Below are 15,487 nucleotides of genomic sequence, written 5' to 3'. Positions count from 1 at the left end.
GCGTTATTCAGTTGCTTGGGTGACCGGGGCGGCGGACCGCTTCGCGCTGGCCGCTTGCGCCGCGCTGCAAAGGCGCGTTCAATCACCACGGACAGGGGCTCCAGAACCAGCGGTCATGGACGAAAAGAAGGCAGCAATCCTGGGTGAAATACCGCGTCTGCGCCGCTATGCACGCTCGCTGTTGCGCGACCGCGATTCCGCCGACGATCTCGTCCAGGATTGTCTCGAGCGGGCGCTTGTGCGGCTCGACAATTGGCAGACAGGAGAAAGCCCCAGGAGGTGGCTGTTTACGATCATGCACCATTTGTTCATCGACCAGATGCGCAAGGTGAACCGGCGCGGCGAGGCGGCGATGCTGCCGCTCGAGACAAGCGAGGCGCAGGCAGCACCCGCCGAGCAGGTCGAGAGCATCGCCTCGCGCGAGATCGTCGACGCGCTGCAGGCGATCAGCCCTGACCGGCGCGCGGCACTTGTGATGGTCGCCATCGAAGGGTTTTCCTATGCCGAAGCCGCCAACATCCTTGGAGTGCCCGCCGGCACTTTGATGTCGCGCATCGCGCGCGGACGTGACGAACTGCGAGCGCTGCTGGATGATACCGCGCGCCGCCGCTCGATAAGGATCGTTGAGAAATGAGCCGGCGCGATTTCTCCGAACGCGACATCCACATGGCTCTCGATGGCGAGTTGCCGGGCGACGAGCGGACGGCCTATGAGGCATGGCTCGAGGCCAATGCCGAGATGAAGGCCAAGAGCGCACGCTACGCCGCCGACCGGGAAGCGTTGCGCGCAGCCTTTAATGGCGTGCTGGACGAACCCGTGCCGGTGCGGTTGAGCAAGGTGGTGCTTGGCGAGGCGCCGGTGGTCAGAGTATCGCCGTCGCGCTCGCGTTGGTGGCTTGCGGCCGCCGCTGCCGCCATCCTGGCGATTGGCGGTGCTGGCGGCTACCTTGCCGGCATCGGCCGCCTCGGCCTGGAAAATACCGCCGAGGACCAGCTTGCCGAAGAGGCGATCGCCGCCCACGTCATCTATGCCGCCGAAACGCGGCATGCGGTGGAAGTGCCGGCAAGCGACAAGGATCATTTGCAGAGTTGGTTGTCGAACCAGGTGGGTCTGAAGCTCGTCGCGCCGGATCTGGCGGCGCAAGGATTCCAACTGGTCGGTGGCCGGCTGCTGCCCGCCGGCCAGGGCAAGGCCGCGATGCTGCTTTACGAGGACGTCAAGGGCGAGCGCATATCGCTCTTCGTCACCGCCGAATCGGCAGCCAAGGCCAAGGGCACCTATGGGGAGGACGATGGTCCTGAGGCCGTCTATTGGCTGGACAAGGGTTATGGCTGCGCCGTCGTCGGCTCGCTGCCGCGCGAGCAACTGGCCGCAGTGGCCAAGAGCGCCTATAGCCAGCTTTTGGCGGGCTTGCAAAGCTGAGCAGGCTCTCGCTCTTCCGGAGCCGCGCCGTTGCCTAAACACGGAGGTCGTTCAAAGCCTTTGCGCGACCTGCCTGCCGTCAAAACTGTCACAATTCGGCCCTAATCGAGGTGCGATAGCGCTTGCTGAATGCTGGCACTTCGGCTGGTGTGACCGATGTTTAGACTAGGGCCGTTTCCACAACCCAATCGAGGTTTTCTGAGCCCGCATGCCTGCCGAGATTCGCAAGGCCCGCGCGTCCGACGTCGATGACCTCGCCGCCATCGAAAAAGCCGTTTTCTCGAGCGATCGCATTTCTCGCCGCTCCTTTCGCCAACTGATCGAACGCGACACCGCCGAGCTGCTGGTTGGCGAAAGCGATGGCCGCGTCGCCGGCTATGCAGTCGTGCTGTTTCGCAAGGGCAGCGGCGTCGCGAGGCTTTATTCGATCGCCGTTGGTCCATTTTTCGGCGGCCGTGGCGTTGGCCGGCTGCTGCTGGAAGAGGCCGAGGCCGCCGCTTTCGAGCACGGCCGCATGATGCTTCGTTTGGAAGTCCGCGAGGACAACCCGCGCGCGATCCAGATCTACGAGCAGAGCGGCTACCGCAAGATCGGCCGCGAGCCGGACTATTACGAGGATGGCGCCACGGCGCTGCGCTATGAAAAGACCTTGCGCGGCGACATTCCGGTGGCCACCGAAGTGCCGTTTTATCAGCAAACTTGCGAATTCACTTGCGGACCATGCTGCCTGATGATGGCGATGGCTTACTTCGGCCCCGGATTCGTGCCGGATCCGGTGATGGAAATCAGGCTGTGGCGTGAGGCGACGACCGTTTTCATGATGTCGGGGCCGGGCGGCTGCGAACCGTTCGGGCTTGCCGTCGCCGGCTATGAGAGCGGGCTTGCTGCTGAGATCTATGTCTCCTTCTACGGCGCGCTGTTCCTGCAGTCGGTGCGCAGCGAGGACAAGCGCCGCGTCATGGAGCTGGCGCAGGTCGACTTTCGCCGCCGCGCGGAACTTTACAGCATCCCGGTGAATTACCGTTCATTCGGGCTTGACGACATTCGCACCGCGATCGCAGAGGGAAAACTGGTGCTGGTCCTGATCAGCGGCTTCCTGATGTTCGGCAAGAAGGTTCCGCACTGGGTATTGGCCATCGGTGACGACGGCGATCATATCCTGATCCACGACCCCTGGGTCGAGGACGAGCGGCAGGAGACGATCCTCGATGCTGCCAACATTCCCGTGCCTTACGGCATCTTCATGAACATGGCGCAATTCGGCCGCGACGGATTGCGCGCCGCCATCACTCTCGGAAAGCGCGATAGCCAATGACCTGGGTCATCCTTACCGGCCGGCAGAACGATCTCGACCAAGTGGCGACGCCGCACAAGATCATCACCAATCGCGACTACCTTGCCCATCCGGCACTGTTTCGCGGTCAGCGGCCGAAGGTCATCAACCTGTCGAACAATTACGGCTACCAGAGCCGCGGCTATTACGCGTCGCTGCTTGCTGGTTCGCGCGGCCATAAGGTCATCCCGACGGTCGAAACGATGATCGACCTGTCGGAGCGCAAGCTCTATGAGCACGCGTTGCCGGAACTCGAACTCGCACTCAACAAGTGCCGCAAGGACCTGGGTGGCGCTTTTCCCCAGAAGGTCTGCATCTTCTTCGGCATCGGACCATCCAGGATCTGGGACCGCTTCGCAAAACTTCTGTTCGACTGGTTCCGTGCCCCGGCGCTCGAGGTCCACATCAGGGACAGCGCCGAATGGGCCTCGATCCGCAAGATCGGGTTCCATCCCCTGGCCAGGATGACCGAGGACGAGGAAACGCACTTTCTCCAGTGCCTGGAGACCTACACCAACCGCGAGTGGCGCGACACCAAGGGCCGCACGCCGGCGCGCTACACTTTCGCCACTCTGGTCGATCCGCATGAGGAACTGCCACCGTCGGAGATTTCGTCGCTGCGCCACTGGGCCAAGATCGCTGAAAAGATGGGCGTCGAAATCGAGCCGATCACCAAGCGGGATCTGGCCAAGCTCGCCAACTACGACGCGCTGTTCATCCGCGAGACCACCTCGATCTCCAACCACACCTACCGCTTTGCCCGCCGCGCCCAGCAGGAAGGCATGCCGGTCATCGACGATCCGCTGTCGATGATCCGCTGCACCAACAAGGTCTATCTCAACGAGCTGATGACCTACAACAAGGTACCGGTGCCGCCAACGGTGATGATAGCCGGCACCTCGGACCTGGAACTTGCGGCGCAGACGCTGGGCTTCCCGCTGGTGCTGAAGATCCCGGACTCCTCGTTTTCGCGCGGCGTCAAGAAATGCGGCACTTTCGAAGAGTTGAAGTCGCTTGCAACCGAATGGCTGGAGGATTCCGACCTCCTGATCGCGCAAAAATTCATTCCGACGGAATATGACTGGCGCGTCGGTGTCCTCGGCGGCCAACCCTTGTTTGCCGTCCATTATCTGATGGCCAAGAAACATTGGCAGATCGTCAATCATAAGGCCAACGGCAAGCCCGATCAGGGCGGCATCAAGACCTTCACCCTGAAGGAAGCGCCGGCCCATGTCGTCGAGACGGCGGTGAGCGCGGCGCGTTGCATCGGCGACGGCCTCTACGGCGTCGACCTCAAGGAAACCAGGGACGGCGTCTTCGTCATCGAGGTCAACGACAACCCCAACCTCGACCACGGCTGGGAAGACTCTGGCGAAAAGGACGAGGTCTGGGTGCGGCTGACGCAGTGGTTCCTGGAGCGGCTGGACCGGCCGGGGCGATAATATCCGAACTGAGGGGAAAAAGATGCTGTTCTTCGTAACCGAGGATTTTCGCGGCTGCGACCGCAAGGAGATCTACCGCCGTTTCCGCGACCAGGGCCGCCTGAAGCCGGACGCGCTTCTCGTGCACCACAGCTGGATCGCAGCGGATATGAGCCGCTGCTTCCTGCTGGTGGAGGCCGATGACATCACGCTCCTGCAGCGGTGGGTCATCGAATGGGCCGATCTGGTCGAATTCGAGATTGTTCCTGTGGCGACGAACAAGGATATGGTTGAGGCATTGAGCGGGCACCTCTGACCCGGCAAGGAACCTCCTGGTTCGCCACACCTGAATTCCGCCTTCTCTATCAAGGAATTAACACGCGAATCGAGCGTCATCTCAAGGAGATCCAAGCCGGTTGCCCGCGCTTCCGCGAGACTGTCGCACTTAGCCGGACTGCCGGATCGTCGCGCTCGACCTCAGCAGCCGATTGATGTCCGACGCCTTTGACGGCACGCCGATCAAATAGCCCTGGGCCTCGACACAACCCTCCTTTTGCAGGAATTCAAGCTGCGCTTCGGTCTCGACACCTTCGGCGGTGACGGTGATGCCCAGCTGTGCGCCAAGCCCGATGATGGTGCGCACGATCGCCGCGGTATCGCGACTGTCGATGTCACGGGTGAACGAGCGATCGATCTTGATCTTGTCGACGGGAAAGCGCCTGAGATAGCCCAGCGAGGAATAGCCGGTGCCGAAATCGTCCAGCGCGATGCGGACGCCCAGATCGCGTAGCTGCCTGAGTGTCTTGAGCACCAGATCGCTCTCGTCCATCAGCACCGTTTCGGTGATTTCCAGTTCAAGTCGGTTGGCCGGCACGCCCGAGAACGCCAGTGCCGAAATGACGCTGCGGGCAAAGGTACCGCTTTTGATCTGCACGGCGGAGACATTGACTGCGATGCGCCAAGCCGCCCAGCCTGCCGCGGTCGTGCAGGCTTTTCGCAGCGCCCATTCTCCGAGCGGCACGATCAGCCCGGTCTCCTCGGCGGCCGGAATGAAGTCGTCCGGCCGCACCAGGCCGCGCACCGGCGATCGCCAGCGCATCAAGGCTTCGGCACCGACGATTTCGCCGGAGGCGATGTTCATGATCGGCTGGAAATCCAGCTCGAATTCGCGGCGCGACAGCGCTGCCCTGAGATCGATTTCGAGCGCCCGGCGGGCCCGCACCATCGCGTCCATGGCCGGTTCGAAGAAGCGGTAGAGGTTGCGCCCTTCGCTCTTTGCCCGATAGAGCGCCATATCGGCATTTTTCAGCAAAGTCTCGGCGTCCTTGCCGTCATTCGGAAACAGCGCGATGCCGAGACTGATGCCGACACGCATGTCGTGTCTCTTGTCGCGAAACGGCTTTCCGATGATCTCGACTATGCGTTTGGCCAGCTTTTCCGCGTCGCCCGGGCTTTTGAGATTGAACAGGATGATGACGAATTCGTCGCCGCCGAAGCGGGAGACAACGTCCGTTTCATTGCGCAGGCACCGTTGCAGCCGTTCGGCCACGCATTTCAGCAGCCAGTCGCCGGCGGGGTGACCCCAAGTATCATTGACTGCCTTGAAGTGATCGAGGTCGAGCGAGAATATCGCCAGCGATCCGTCTCTCGTCTCGCTCAGGGCTTGGTCGAGCCGTTCGCGAAGCATCGAGCGATTGGGCAGGTTGGTCAGTGTGTCGTGGTGCGCAAGATGGGTCATGCGCTCTTCCACACGCCTGCGCTCGGTGACGTCGTCGAACGTCGCGACCCAGCCGCCGCCGCTCATCGGCCGGCGCGCAACCAACAGCGTCCTGCCGTCGGCGAGATGACGATGCGTTATGTGTGTTTTCCCCGCCCGCAGGCAGGCTTCGATTTGCGAGATTTCGCTGTCGGGGTCGAGCTTTGTATAAATGCCCAGTTCCAGCAGCCGCTTGAACGCATCACGGTGGCTCATGCCAAGCGGGAAGTCGGCGGGCCTGACATGATAAAGTTCCAGGAAACGTTCGTTGCGCACGATCAGCTTGCCGTCCGCATCGTACATCAAAAGGCCTTGCGACATGTTGGCAAGTGCTGCGTCGAAACGGCGGTGCTGCTCTTTCAACTCCTGCTCGGCGCGCCGTTGCTCGGTGATGTCCTCGTAGATCGAGACCCAGCCACCTGACGCCAGCGGCCGGTGCGAAATGTTGACGATGCGCCCGTCTGCAAGCGTTTCCTCATAGGTGGAAGGTTTTGCCTGGTCGATATAGGGCTTGCGGATGGCATAGAGTTGCTCGGCGCTTTGCGAGGCGATGCCGATATCCACGCTGTGCTGGAGGATGTCGAAAAACCGGATGCCGGGCCGCACCACTTCGGCGTCGAGGCGAAAGATGCTGATGTAGTTCCTGTTGCAGATGATCATCCGCTCATCGGCATCGAACATGCACAGGCCATGCGACATGTTCTCGATCGCTGCCGAAAAACGCTCGTTCTGTTCGCGTAGCTCGTCTTCGATCCGTCGCGGCAGACCAACGCCTTTGGCCCTCCGTCGGCGGACGGATGAACCAGCCTTGATACCGGCAACGGGCATGAGGCAAGCCTATGGACCATGGTTAACCACGGCACTGTTGTCCCTGCCGGTTAATTTACCGTTTTCAGCCGGCTGGAACGGCAGTCTGGCGTCGCGACTTTTCGATTGCCGCAAACCGTTTGAGAAAGGCATTCTGCGCCCAGGTCACCGAGCGCGGCGTGACATCGAAGCGCTCGGCGTTGAAACCGCGCGGCCTGCCGAAGAACTCGGTCGCCTCCGCCGTCGAAAAACCCGCAAGCAGCGTTGCTTCGAAATAAGCGGCGATCTGATCCGCTCGCTTGATTTCCTTGCGCAGCCCCGCGTCGAGTTCGGCAGGCAGTGAAAAGCGCAGATGGATGGCACGCTGCAGCCTGATCTCGCAATCCCTGTAGCTGCCGCCCATCACGGATTTGAACGGCGAGATCATATCGCCGATGACGTATTCCGGCGCGTCGTGCAGCAGCGCCGCCAACCGCGCGTCGGCGTCGGCATCCGGCATCAGTTCGCCGACAAGTGTTTCGACCAGCAGTGAATGCTGGGCGACCGAAAAGGCGTGATCGCCTCTGGTCTGGCCGTTCCAGCGTGCGACGCGGGCAAGGCCATGGGCAATATCGGAGATCTCGATGTCGAGCGGCGAGGGATCGAGCAGGTCGAGCCGGCGGCCGGACAGCATACGTTGCCAGGCACGCGGCGGCGCCCCGGCGCGGTCGGCCGCCATCAGGCGTCCTCCGCGCCAACGGCTTCCTGCGGAAAGCTGAATTTCGCCCAGGACGGGATGGCGAGCGACACGGCGACGTCGTCAGCCAGGATCGGCAGGCCGGCGTCGAGCGCTGCCTTGACCCGGTCGATGCGGGCAATGGCAAGGCCTGTCGTGCCGGCGGTCGAGCCAAGCGTGCCGACTGGTCGCCCCGCCACGGCCAACTCTGCGCGCGAAGTGGGCAGGGGGCGTTCGGCCGAGACGATCAACACCCGGCGCCTGGCAGTGCCGCGATGCTGCATGCGCGAGACGACCTCCTGGCCGACGTAGCAGCCTTTCTTGAAGCCGACGCCACCGATCTCGTCGAGCAGCACATCATGCGGAAACGCGTCGCCGAGCTGATAGTCGCTGCCGCTTTCGGCAATGCCATTGGCGATGCGAAAGGCTTGCCATGCGGCAAGGTCGCCGCTGTCTGCGGCGCCACCATAGAAGCGCGTGACGATAGCATCGACAAACCGCGCATCGGCAAACGGTGCGGATTCAAATTGCGAGGCAGTTGAATGGCTTTCCCATACGACGGTCACAACCGACTGATCTGCCTTGGCAATTTCGACTTTGGCGCGCAACTTGTAGAGCGTCAGCCGGCGCATGAAGTCATCGATGGTCTCAGCACGGCATTCGAGCCGGAAAATATTTTCGTCAGCGCGCGAGATCAGGAAGTCGAAAAGGATCTTGCCTTGCGGCGTCAGTAAGGCGCCGGGCTTTGCTTCGCCGCGGCCGAGCGCGTCTAGGTCGGTGGTCAGGATGTTCTGCAAAAAGTGTTCGGCATCCGGTCCGGATACGGAAACGAGTGCGCGATCTCTGAGCGAGGCAAAGGGCATGGTGGGAAAACGAGCCTGATCTTGCAAAACTATCGGTCATTACGTAAGCCGCTGGCACTTCCCCCGCAAGAGACCGGATCCGCATGGCCCCCCTCTACGATCTCATCCTGACAGGCGGCACCGTGGTCAATCACGACGGCGAGGGTTTTCGCGACGTCGGTATCAATGGTGGGCGCATCGCTGCCATCGGCGACCTCCGCCAGGCATCGGCGGGCGAGACGATCGACTGCCACGGGCTCCATATCCTGCCGGGCGTCGTCGACAGTCAGGTGCATTTCCGCGAGCCGGGACTGGAGCACAAGGAAGATTTGGAGACGGGCTCCCGCGCAGCGGTGCTTGGCGGCGTCACCGCCGTCTTCGAGATGCCGAACACCAATCCGCTGACCACCAGCGAGACAACCCTTGTCGACAAGGTGCGGCGTGCCACCGGCCGCATGCATTGCGACTTTGCCTTCTGGGTCGGCGGGACCCGCGACAATGCAAAAGACGTTGGCGATCTCGAGCGGCTGCCGGGTGCGGCCGGCATAAAAGTGTTCATGGGCTCGTCCACCGGCGACCTGCTGGTCGAGGACGACGAAGGCGTTGCCTCGATCCTGAGGAACACACGCCGCCGCGCCGCCTTTCATTCCGAGGACGAGTTCCGGCTGCGCGAGCGGCTTGGCGAGCGTATCGCGGGCGATCCGTCCTCACATCCGGTGTGGCGCGACGAGATCGCTGCATTGCGCTGCACAGAGCGCCTTGTGCGTATCGCGCGCCAGGTTCGCGCCCGGATCCATGTGCTGCACATCTCGACCGCCGAGGAGATAGGCTTCCTCGAACAGCATAAGGATGTCGCGACCTGCGAGGCGACGCCGCATCATTTGACGCTGAGCGCCGATGACTATGCGCAGCTCGGTACGTTGATCCAGATGAACCCGCCGGTGCGCGCCACGCGTCATCGCGAGGGGATCTGGCAGGGCATTGCGCAAGGCGTTGTCGATGTCCTCGGCTCCGACCATGCGCCGCACACGCTGGCCGAGAAGGCAAAACCTTATCCGGCGTCGCCGTCCGGTATGACCGGCGTGCAGACTTTGGTGCCGATCATGCTGGACCATCTCAACGCCGGCCGGCTGACCTTGCAGCGCTTTGTCGACCTGACCAGCCACGGCCCGCAGCGTATTTTCGGCATCGCCAGGAAAGGCCGTATTGCCGCCGGCTACGATGCCGATCTGACCATCGTCGATCTGAAGCGCCGCGAGACCATCGCCAACGCCCAGCAAGGCTCCAAGGCCGGCTGGACGCCTTATGACGGCAGGCAGGTGACCGGCTGGCCGGTCGGCACCATCGTTCGCGGCCGGCGCGTGATGTGGGAAGGCGAGATCGTCGCGCCGAGCCAGGGCAGGGCGGTGGAGTTTTGCGAGGCGTTGGCGGGCTAAGCTCCCTGCCTCATAAGGGCCAGGCTAAGCCACTCAATCCCCAGCAACGAAGAACGTCCATTGTCCGGTCGGCGTGATGCCGACTCGATAGAAGATGTACGCACCGAACTGCTTCATATCGTCATAGTCGCTGGCGGTGACGATCTTGAACAGCTCGACCCGCTGCCTGGCATCGAGTTTGTCCAGCGGCAGGGCGAAGAAATAGGGCCAGACATAGAGATCCTGCGGCGTGCCGGCATCGACATGGACATAACCGGCACTGAGCACCTCTTCCAGGATGGCGAGGATCTCCTGGCCTTCCGTATCGCCCGAAAGGCCCTTCAGGAAGGCGATCGGGTCGCCCTCGATGTCACCCAGCGACAATTGGGTCATCATGTCTCCCGTGCCGATCAGCGGCCGAAGCTTTTCGATGTCGCCGCTTTTGCACGCCTCGACGATCAGATCGTGCATGCGCCTCACCGGTTCCGGCAACTTGGCCAGGTCGTAGACGACTTCGGGCACAGGCGCGTCCGGATCGACATGCGGATTGGCCATCCCGCCATCGTCCGTTGGCCCTTTCGGTTCGGTTTGCTCTGGCTCCTCGGACGGAGTCGGCTGGCGGGCTGGAGGTGGTACCGTGCCGAGTGGGCCGGGCATCGGGACGGTACTTCCAGACGGCGACATGTCGCCGTCCGGCGGCGGCGTCACCGGCGAGGGCAGGTCTTCGCGTTTGATCTCGCTGAGGGCGTGAGCGGGACTGCTCGCAAGAAACAGTGCAAGGGGAATTGTGGCGCAGGAAGCAGTAAGCCAAATGCCGAGGACCAGGCCGCGTGGCTTGCCTGATATCGAAAAATTCACCGCCTGCTACTCCCTGGTTCCAGCCCATCCATGTGCCCGGACATGATGTCCGGCGGCGCGCCGTCGTCAAAGAACCGGGATCAGTGCCGCAGTCTTTCGGGCTCGAAGGCCCCGGCAATCACCTTTTCACGCATGCGATCGAGCAGGGCAAGCGCCGAGGTCTCGCCATTGGCGCGCAGCATTTCGCCGAATGCCGTTTCGAGGGCTGCCTCGGCGATGATTTCAGGCTCGATCCCCGCCGACAATCCTTCTGCCCAGGCTTCGCTGTGGCTTTCCACGGCAGTCAGGCGCTTTTCTTCCCTGACCAGCGCGTCGATGTCGTTGACGCCATGTTCCATTGCGATGTCCACCCTTTCAAGCGGTGATCCGTTGGACAGGGATCAAGCTTGAGTTGTCCCTTTTACACGCAGGCGCAAGTAAGTATCTGTAAATGCGACATTTTTTTGGTCGCTGTCTACAAATTCCGTCGCGTCTAGCAAACCTGCATCCGATCCGTCTCAAACTTAGCCGATTAGGTCGGCCAAGGGGACGGAAACCTTCAGTTTGAGTTAATTTCACATCTGCGCGCTAACGTTTCGTTAACATAGTTGCAAAAGTGCAACATTAGGTTTGCACCAAGACCTCAGTCGAGGCAAGCGGGGAAGTGTCGAACGCGTCCACCGCGACGGCGCCGACCCTTGATGCGGCTTTTCCGGAAAGCGGCTGCCGTCGTCAGTTTCCGTAGCGCGAAGCGATGTCGCGAGACAGCGTCTCGCCTTCCTTCATGTAGCGGCTGATGGCTTCCGTCGCCGAGGCGGTGCATTGCGTATAAGTGCCGCCGAACGACCGGTAGCCGCGGTTGAAGCTGGCGATGAAGCGGGCGCGCCGCTCCGGGTTCGGATTTTCCGATGCGATCAGTTTTTCCATCTCGGCTCGCCACCGATCGCCCTTCTCGCCACACAGATTACGCAGGAAATGCAGCGAGCCGAGCACTTCCGCCAGCCGCATCAGCCCGGGCTCGAACGGTGCTTCGGCGGCAATCGCCGGGCGCGCACCGACGACCACACTGACGGCGAGGCATGCGGCGAGAAACGAAGACGTGCGGCTCATGAGGCTTTGTGCTGGAACAATTTGTCGCCTGCAAGGCGATTCTCTGGCTCACGTCTCGCCGTCTTTTTTGGGACCGAGTAGATCGTCGGCAATTTCAAACACTGCATCGGCGAGCGGCATCGCCATCATTTCGGCCAGCGTATAGAAAGCCGCGGTTTCGGCGTCGTCGCTGGCAACCGCCTCGCCGCCGGCATAATCGGCCCCAAACACCGTCAGCCAGTAGTCGACCGGATGTCCGTCCCCGCTGCCGTCGATGTGGATTTCCCGCAGCGGCCGGTAGCTGCGCGCCTGCAATCCGGTCTCTTCCAGCAATTCGCGCCGTGCTGCCTGTTCCAGCGTCTCGCCGGCTTCGACCTTGCCGCCGGGAAAGGCATAGAGGCCTTGCGAGGGCGGCCTGGCCCGCTTGACCAGCAGCACCGTGTTCTCGCGCACGACGCAGGCCGAGACTGCCGGAATGATCTTGCGTGCTTCCATGGCTCCGGATCGCTCGATTGGCACAGCCCGTTGTGGACCGACCGTCGGCGAACAGCTTTAGCGGTTGCGAAAGGCAGGTTCCATGGCCACTTTCATACGCCACCAATCGAAAGCTGAATTCATGTGCGGACGCTTTGCTTTGACAGCCACTCCGGACCAGACCGCCGCCTTTCTCGGCCTGGCGGAACTTGAGGAGTTTCCGGCCCGCTACAATATCGCGCCGACGCAGCCGGTGCTGATGGCGCTCGCCGGATTGACGCAGGCGCCGGGCTCGAACCTGCCCGACCGCCGCTCGATTCTGGTGCGCTGGGGCCTGATCCCTGCTTGGGTGAAGGATACGCGTAACTTCCCGCTGCTGTTCAACGCGCGTTCCGAGGGGGCTTCGGAAAAGGTGTCGTTTCGCGCTGCCATGCGCCATCGCCGCGCCCTGGTGCCGGCTTCGGGATTCTACGAATGGCACCAGACCGGTGGCAGAAGAGGGCAGCCCTATTGGGTGCGGCCAAGACAGGGCGGGCTTGTCGCCTTCGCCGGGCTGATTGAGACCTATGCCGAGCCGGGCGGCTCGGAAATGGACACCGGCGCCATTCTGACCGCCCACGCCAACGCCGATACTGCCCATATCCACGACCGCATGCCGGTAGTGATCCATCCCGAGGATTTCGCACGCTGGCTGGATTGCCGTACGCTCGAGCCGCGCGACGTGGCCGATCTGCTGAGACCCGCCCAGCCCGATTTCTTCGAGGCGATCCCGGTTTCCGACCTCGTCAATAAGGTCGCCAATACCGGGCCGGAGATTCACGAGAAGGGGGTCATCGAGCCTGAGCTCGAGAAGGTCAAGCGCCAGAAGTCCGGCGCGAACGACAATCAGATGAGTTTATTTTAGCAAAAGCTACTGTTACTGGCTCGCCGTGAGCGCCTCAATCTTCACCCGACCGCATTCTCAGGCAGCGCGCGGCGAGACGATCTTCTGTGCCGGCTTCTTCTTCTTCGCGGTGTGCAGAAGAGCGGCGACGATTGCTGCCGGGCCGATCGCTCGGTAATAGCTGGCGAGCGCCGGTTGCTTGGCACGGCTGGGTTCCTGCTTGGGCATTCTTCTCTTCCCTAGTAACGTCTTCGTGTCTGCGTTTGCTGGCCGAATCCGACCAAATCGTGACGCTTGCTGATCTAGCCGGCGAATGTTTCATGACAGTGCCGACATGTTTAATAAAATGTTTCAGTGCCGCATTTCCTGTGATCCAACGATATTTTTGGCGAAGGTAGCGACTTGACGGCAACACCGGGCAAGGCGATAAAGCCGGCCATGAAAACGCCTTTCGCCATTTGTGGCATTTGCATTATCGGCTAGCCTCGCGCTGGTCCTGGACGTTTTCGCCTCATCTCCTCCAAGATTGGACAAACGCCCCGGCCAGCAGGCTGGAGCCCGATTTGCGCCTCGGCGTAACTGGCTTCATCCAGAGCACGATCCCAAAGATCATGCTCAACCAAAGTAACGCACCGGGAACGCACGTATGTCTGACGCATCGAAGAGCCTGCGCCTCTACAATACGCTAACGCGGAGCAAGGAGGATTTCTTCCCGATCGATCCGCGCAACGTGCGCATGTATGTCTGCGGCCCGACGGTCTATGACTTCGCCCATATCGGCAATGCGCGGCCGGTGATCGTCTTCGACGTGCTGTTCCGTTTGCTACGCCATCTCTACGGGGAAGCGCACGTCACCTATGTCCGCAACATTACGGACGTCGACGACAAGATCAACGCTCGCGCGCTGCGCGATTTCGGCGGCGAAATTGCATCGGGCAAGCTGTCGCTGAACGAAGCGATCAGGCGGGTCACCGAAAAGACCGCCGATCAGTTCCACAAGGACGTTGCGGCGCTCGGTTGCCTGGAACCGACGGTCGAGCCGCGCGCCACCGAGTTCGTCGAGCCCAGGCCCGACGGCAAAGTCGACATGATCTTCTTGATTCAACGCTTGATCGAACGCGGCCATGCCTATGTCGCGGCTGGAGAAGTCTTGTTCGACACCGCTTCCATGCCGGATTATGGGCAGTTGTCGAAGCGCAATCTCGATGAGCAGCAGGCCGGCGCCCGCGTCGCCGTCGATGCGCATAAGAAGAACCCGCAGGATTTCGTGCTGTGGAAATTGTCTTCGCCCGAGGAGCCGGGCTGGGACAGCCCGTGGGGCAGGGGTCGGCCGGGCTGGCACATCGAGTGCTCGGCGATGTCGGCCGCCTATCTCGGCGAGGTGTTCGACATCCATGGCGGTGGTCTCGACCTGATCTTTCCGCACCACGAGAACGAGATCGCGCAATCGCGTTGCGCCCACGGCACCGAAACGATGGCCAAGGTTTGGATGCACAACGGTTTCCTGCAGGTCGAAGGGCAGAAGATGTCCAAGAGCCTGGGCAATTTCTATTCGATCACCGAATTGCTGGAGACGGATACCTTTGGCGGCCGCAAATGGCCGGGCGAGGTGCTCAGGCTGGCGATGCTGATGACGCATTATCGCGAGCCGATCGACTTTTCCGTGCGCAAGCTGGAAGAGGCGGAAAGGCTGCTTACGAAACTCTACCGTCGATTTGATGAAATCTGGCCCGTGAACCCAACCACACCGGAACCTCGAATTTTGGAGCATTTGCTCGACGATTTGCAGACATACGATGCGTTCCGCACCGCTTCTTCATCTGAGTACGGAGCTGGGGATGATGCGGGCCGAGTCTTGGCTGGTCTAAAACTTCTGGGTCTTATGCAGCACACCCCAGATGAATTCTTACGTGGCGTCCCAGCTGTGACTGAGACCAAGGCCGTCGCCCACGCAAGCATTCCGGAGGAGGACGACACCCTCGACGCATACGGCTCTGTTGGTCCCACCAAGGATCGTATCAGAGCGCGTATAGACGAAAGACTCGGTCTTATTCGCGAAAAGAACTGGGCCGAGGCCGACCGCATCCGCGACGAGCTTCTGGCGCAAGGCGTGCAATTGAAGGACGGAAAGGACCCGGTCACCGGCGCCCGCATCACCACCTGGGAGGTAAAGCGGTGAGGGTGGAGGTCGAAATGCGTGCAAGGCTGGCGAAGGCTTTTGTGATGGCCGATCTCCCCCCTTGCGGGGGAGATGTCCGGCAGGACAGAGGGGGGTGGGAAGGATCGCCGACTTTCGACGTAACCCATTCGCACCCCGGAACCTGCTTGAGGGCGTGGCTGCCATCGGTTGACAGGCCGGAGGGACAGTACCCCCCTCTGTCCTGCCGGACATCTCCCCCGCAAGGGGGGAGATTGGCTGTCGTCGATGATTTCGCCAATCGCGAAGGCGAGGGTGCTTGATGGGTCACGACCTCGTTCCATCGCGTCAGCGAA

Annotated in this window: 16 protein-coding genes; 8 read left to right on the top strand and 8 right to left on the bottom strand. The window is 61.7% G+C overall.

Annotated elements, in window-relative coordinates:
- Nucleotides 1-115: 115 nt before the first annotated feature.
- The 5 genes from NKH17_RS19265 (at nt 116) to NKH17_RS19245 (ending at nt 4,492) form a co-directional block, all read left to right on the top strand.
- Nucleotides 116-634 carry a sigma-70 family RNA polymerase sigma factor gene (locus NKH17_RS19265; RefSeq protein ID WP_254820200.1) on the top strand — a complete coding sequence of 173 codons (519 nt, stop codon included), beginning with the start codon at nt 116-118 and terminating at the stop codon, nt 632-634.
- Nucleotides 631-1,422, top strand: coding sequence for an anti-sigma factor family protein (locus NKH17_RS19260; RefSeq protein WP_352480330.1), 792 nt, complete (start codon nt 631-633; stop codon nt 1,420-1,422). The genes NKH17_RS19265 and NKH17_RS19260 overlap by 4 nt, the downstream gene beginning before the upstream one ends.
- Nucleotides 1,423-1,630: 208 nt before the next feature.
- Nucleotides 1,631-2,737, top strand: coding sequence for a peptidase C39 family protein (locus tag NKH17_RS19255; protein ID WP_254820202.1), 1,107 nt, complete (start codon nt 1,631-1,633; stop codon nt 2,735-2,737).
- Nucleotides 2,734-4,197: a RimK family ATP-grasp domain-containing protein gene (locus NKH17_RS19250; RefSeq protein WP_254820203.1), complete on the top strand. Its 1,464-nt coding sequence runs from the start codon at nt 2,734-2,736 to the stop codon at nt 4,195-4,197. Before NKH17_RS19255 ends, NKH17_RS19250 begins: the two co-directional genes overlap by 4 nt.
- A 22-nt stretch (nt 4,198-4,219) precedes the next feature.
- Nucleotides 4,220-4,492 (top strand): DUF3303 domain-containing protein, encoded by a 273-nt coding sequence (locus NKH17_RS19245; RefSeq protein ID WP_254820204.1) that lies wholly within the window; start codon nt 4,220-4,222, stop codon nt 4,490-4,492.
- Between the two features lie 129 nt (nt 4,493-4,621).
- On the opposite strand, the gene NKH17_RS19240 is transcribed toward NKH17_RS19245, so the two are convergent.
- The 3 genes from NKH17_RS19240 to ygfZ form a co-directional block, all read right to left on the bottom strand.
- Nucleotides 4,622-6,760: a putative bifunctional diguanylate cyclase/phosphodiesterase gene (locus NKH17_RS19240; protein ID WP_352480331.1), complete on the bottom strand. Its 2,139-nt coding sequence runs from the start codon at nt 6,758-6,760 to the stop codon at nt 4,622-4,624.
- Nucleotides 6,761-6,824: 64 nt separating this feature from the next.
- Nucleotides 6,825-7,457 carry an HD domain-containing protein gene (locus NKH17_RS19235; RefSeq protein ID WP_023677753.1) on the bottom strand — a complete coding sequence of 211 codons (633 nt, stop codon included), beginning with the start codon at nt 7,455-7,457 and terminating at the stop codon, nt 6,825-6,827.
- Complete coding sequence (ygfZ, locus tag NKH17_RS19230; RefSeq protein WP_352896880.1) at nt 7,457-8,317, bottom strand: CAF17-like 4Fe-4S cluster assembly/insertion protein YgfZ; 861 nt, start codon at nt 8,315-8,317, stop codon at nt 7,457-7,459. Before ygfZ ends, NKH17_RS19235 begins: the two co-directional genes overlap by 1 nt.
- A gap of 83 nt (nt 8,318-8,400) precedes the next feature.
- On the opposite strand from ygfZ, the gene NKH17_RS19225 reads away from it, so the two are divergent.
- The gene (locus NKH17_RS19225; RefSeq protein WP_352480333.1) at nt 8,401-9,732 is read left to right on the top strand and encodes a dihydroorotase; all 1,332 of its coding nucleotides are present in this window, start codon (nt 8,401-8,403) and stop codon (nt 9,730-9,732) included.
- A gap of 33 nt (nt 9,733-9,765) precedes the next feature.
- Here NKH17_RS19225 and NKH17_RS19220 read toward each other — a convergent pair whose 3' ends face one another.
- The 4 genes from NKH17_RS19220 to NKH17_RS19205 all read right to left on the bottom strand — a co-directional run bounded on the left by NKH17_RS19220 (nt 9,766) and on the right by NKH17_RS19205 (nt 12,132).
- Nucleotides 9,766-10,569 carry a hypothetical protein gene (locus NKH17_RS19220; RefSeq protein WP_352480334.1) on the bottom strand — a complete coding sequence of 268 codons (804 nt, stop codon included), beginning with the start codon at nt 10,567-10,569 and terminating at the stop codon, nt 9,766-9,768.
- 80 nt (nt 10,570-10,649) lie between these two features.
- The gene (locus NKH17_RS19215; protein ID WP_008874920.1) at nt 10,650-10,907 is read right to left on the bottom strand and encodes a hypothetical protein; all 258 of its coding nucleotides are present in this window, start codon (nt 10,905-10,907) and stop codon (nt 10,650-10,652) included.
- A gap of 373 nt (nt 10,908-11,280) precedes the next feature.
- Complete coding sequence (locus tag NKH17_RS19210) at nt 11,281-11,658, bottom strand: TIGR02301 family protein (protein WP_023677748.1); 378 nt, start codon at nt 11,656-11,658, stop codon at nt 11,281-11,283.
- 48 nt (nt 11,659-11,706) lie between these two features.
- Nucleotides 11,707-12,132 (bottom strand): NUDIX hydrolase, encoded by a 426-nt coding sequence (locus NKH17_RS19205; protein WP_254820209.1) that lies wholly within the window; start codon nt 12,130-12,132, stop codon nt 11,707-11,709.
- Between the two features lie 121 nt (nt 12,133-12,253).
- On the opposite strand from NKH17_RS19205, the gene NKH17_RS19200 reads away from it, so the two are divergent.
- Nucleotides 12,254-13,015, top strand: coding sequence for an SOS response-associated peptidase (locus NKH17_RS19200; protein ID WP_352896941.1), 762 nt, complete (start codon nt 12,254-12,256; stop codon nt 13,013-13,015).
- A gap of 57 nt (nt 13,016-13,072) precedes the next feature.
- Here NKH17_RS19200 and NKH17_RS19195 read toward each other — a convergent pair whose 3' ends face one another.
- Nucleotides 13,073-13,222: a hypothetical protein gene (locus NKH17_RS19195; RefSeq protein ID WP_254820210.1), complete on the bottom strand. Its 150-nt coding sequence runs from the start codon at nt 13,220-13,222 to the stop codon at nt 13,073-13,075.
- Between the two features lie 418 nt (nt 13,223-13,640).
- On the opposite strand from NKH17_RS19195, the gene cysS reads away from it, so the two are divergent.
- Nucleotides 13,641-15,173, top strand: a complete 1,533-nt coding sequence (gene cysS / locus NKH17_RS19190; RefSeq protein ID WP_352480335.1) for a cysteine--tRNA ligase — start codon at nt 13,641-13,643, stop codon at nt 15,171-15,173.
- The last annotated feature ends 314 nt before the right edge of the window (nt 15,174-15,487 follow it).

Origin of the sequence: Mesorhizobium sp. M1334 (assembly GCF_040317995.1) — a bacterium.
Lineage (GTDB): Bacteria > Pseudomonadota > Alphaproteobacteria > Rhizobiales > Rhizobiaceae > Mesorhizobium.
The sequence above is the reverse complement of the archived record's forward strand: the minus strand, read 5'-3'. Positions and strand labels throughout refer to the sequence as shown.

What these genes read in the sequence shown, in the direction of transcription:
- NKH17_RS19265 (WP_254820200.1), top strand. Translation starts at nt 116, where the DNA reads ATGGACGAAAAGAAGGCAGCAATCCTGGGTGAAATACCGCGTCTGCGC.
- NKH17_RS19225 (WP_352480333.1), top strand. Translation starts at nt 8,401, where the DNA reads ATGGCCCCCCTCTACGATCTCATCCTGACAGGCGGCACCGTGGTCAAT.
- NKH17_RS19235 (WP_023677753.1), bottom strand. Translation starts at nt 7,457, where the DNA reads ATGGCGGCCGACCGCGCCGGGGCGCCGCCGCGTGCCTGGCAACGTATG.
- NKH17_RS19245 (WP_254820204.1), top strand. Translation starts at nt 4,220, where the DNA reads ATGCTGTTCTTCGTAACCGAGGATTTTCGCGGCTGCGACCGCAAGGAG.
- NKH17_RS19210 (WP_023677748.1), bottom strand. Translation starts at nt 11,658, where the DNA reads ATGAGCCGCACGTCTTCGTTTCTCGCCGCATGCCTCGCCGTCAGTGTG.
- ygfZ (WP_352896880.1), bottom strand. Translation starts at nt 8,317, where the DNA reads ATGCCCTTTGCCTCGCTCAGAGATCGCGCACTCGTTTCCGTATCCGGA.
- NKH17_RS19260 (WP_352480330.1), top strand. Translation starts at nt 631, where the DNA reads ATGAGCCGGCGCGATTTCTCCGAACGCGACATCCACATGGCTCTCGAT.
- NKH17_RS19240 (WP_352480331.1), bottom strand. Translation starts at nt 6,760, where the DNA reads ATGCCCGTTGCCGGTATCAAGGCTGGTTCATCCGTCCGCCGACGGAGG.
- cysS (WP_352480335.1), top strand. Translation starts at nt 13,641, where the DNA reads ATGTCTGACGCATCGAAGAGCCTGCGCCTCTACAATACGCTAACGCGG.
- NKH17_RS19200 (WP_352896941.1), top strand. Translation starts at nt 12,254, where the DNA reads ATGTGCGGACGCTTTGCTTTGACAGCCACTCCGGACCAGACCGCCGCC.
- NKH17_RS19195 (WP_254820210.1), bottom strand. Translation starts at nt 13,222, where the DNA reads ATGCCCAAGCAGGAACCCAGCCGTGCCAAGCAACCGGCGCTCGCCAGC.
- NKH17_RS19215 (WP_008874920.1), bottom strand. Translation starts at nt 10,907, where the DNA reads ATGGAACATGGCGTCAACGACATCGACGCGCTGGTCAGGGAAGAAAAG.
- NKH17_RS19205 (WP_254820209.1), bottom strand. Translation starts at nt 12,132, where the DNA reads ATGGAAGCACGCAAGATCATTCCGGCAGTCTCGGCCTGCGTCGTGCGC.
- NKH17_RS19250 (WP_254820203.1), top strand. Translation starts at nt 2,734, where the DNA reads ATGACCTGGGTCATCCTTACCGGCCGGCAGAACGATCTCGACCAAGTG.
- NKH17_RS19255 (WP_254820202.1), top strand. Translation starts at nt 1,631, where the DNA reads ATGCCTGCCGAGATTCGCAAGGCCCGCGCGTCCGACGTCGATGACCTC.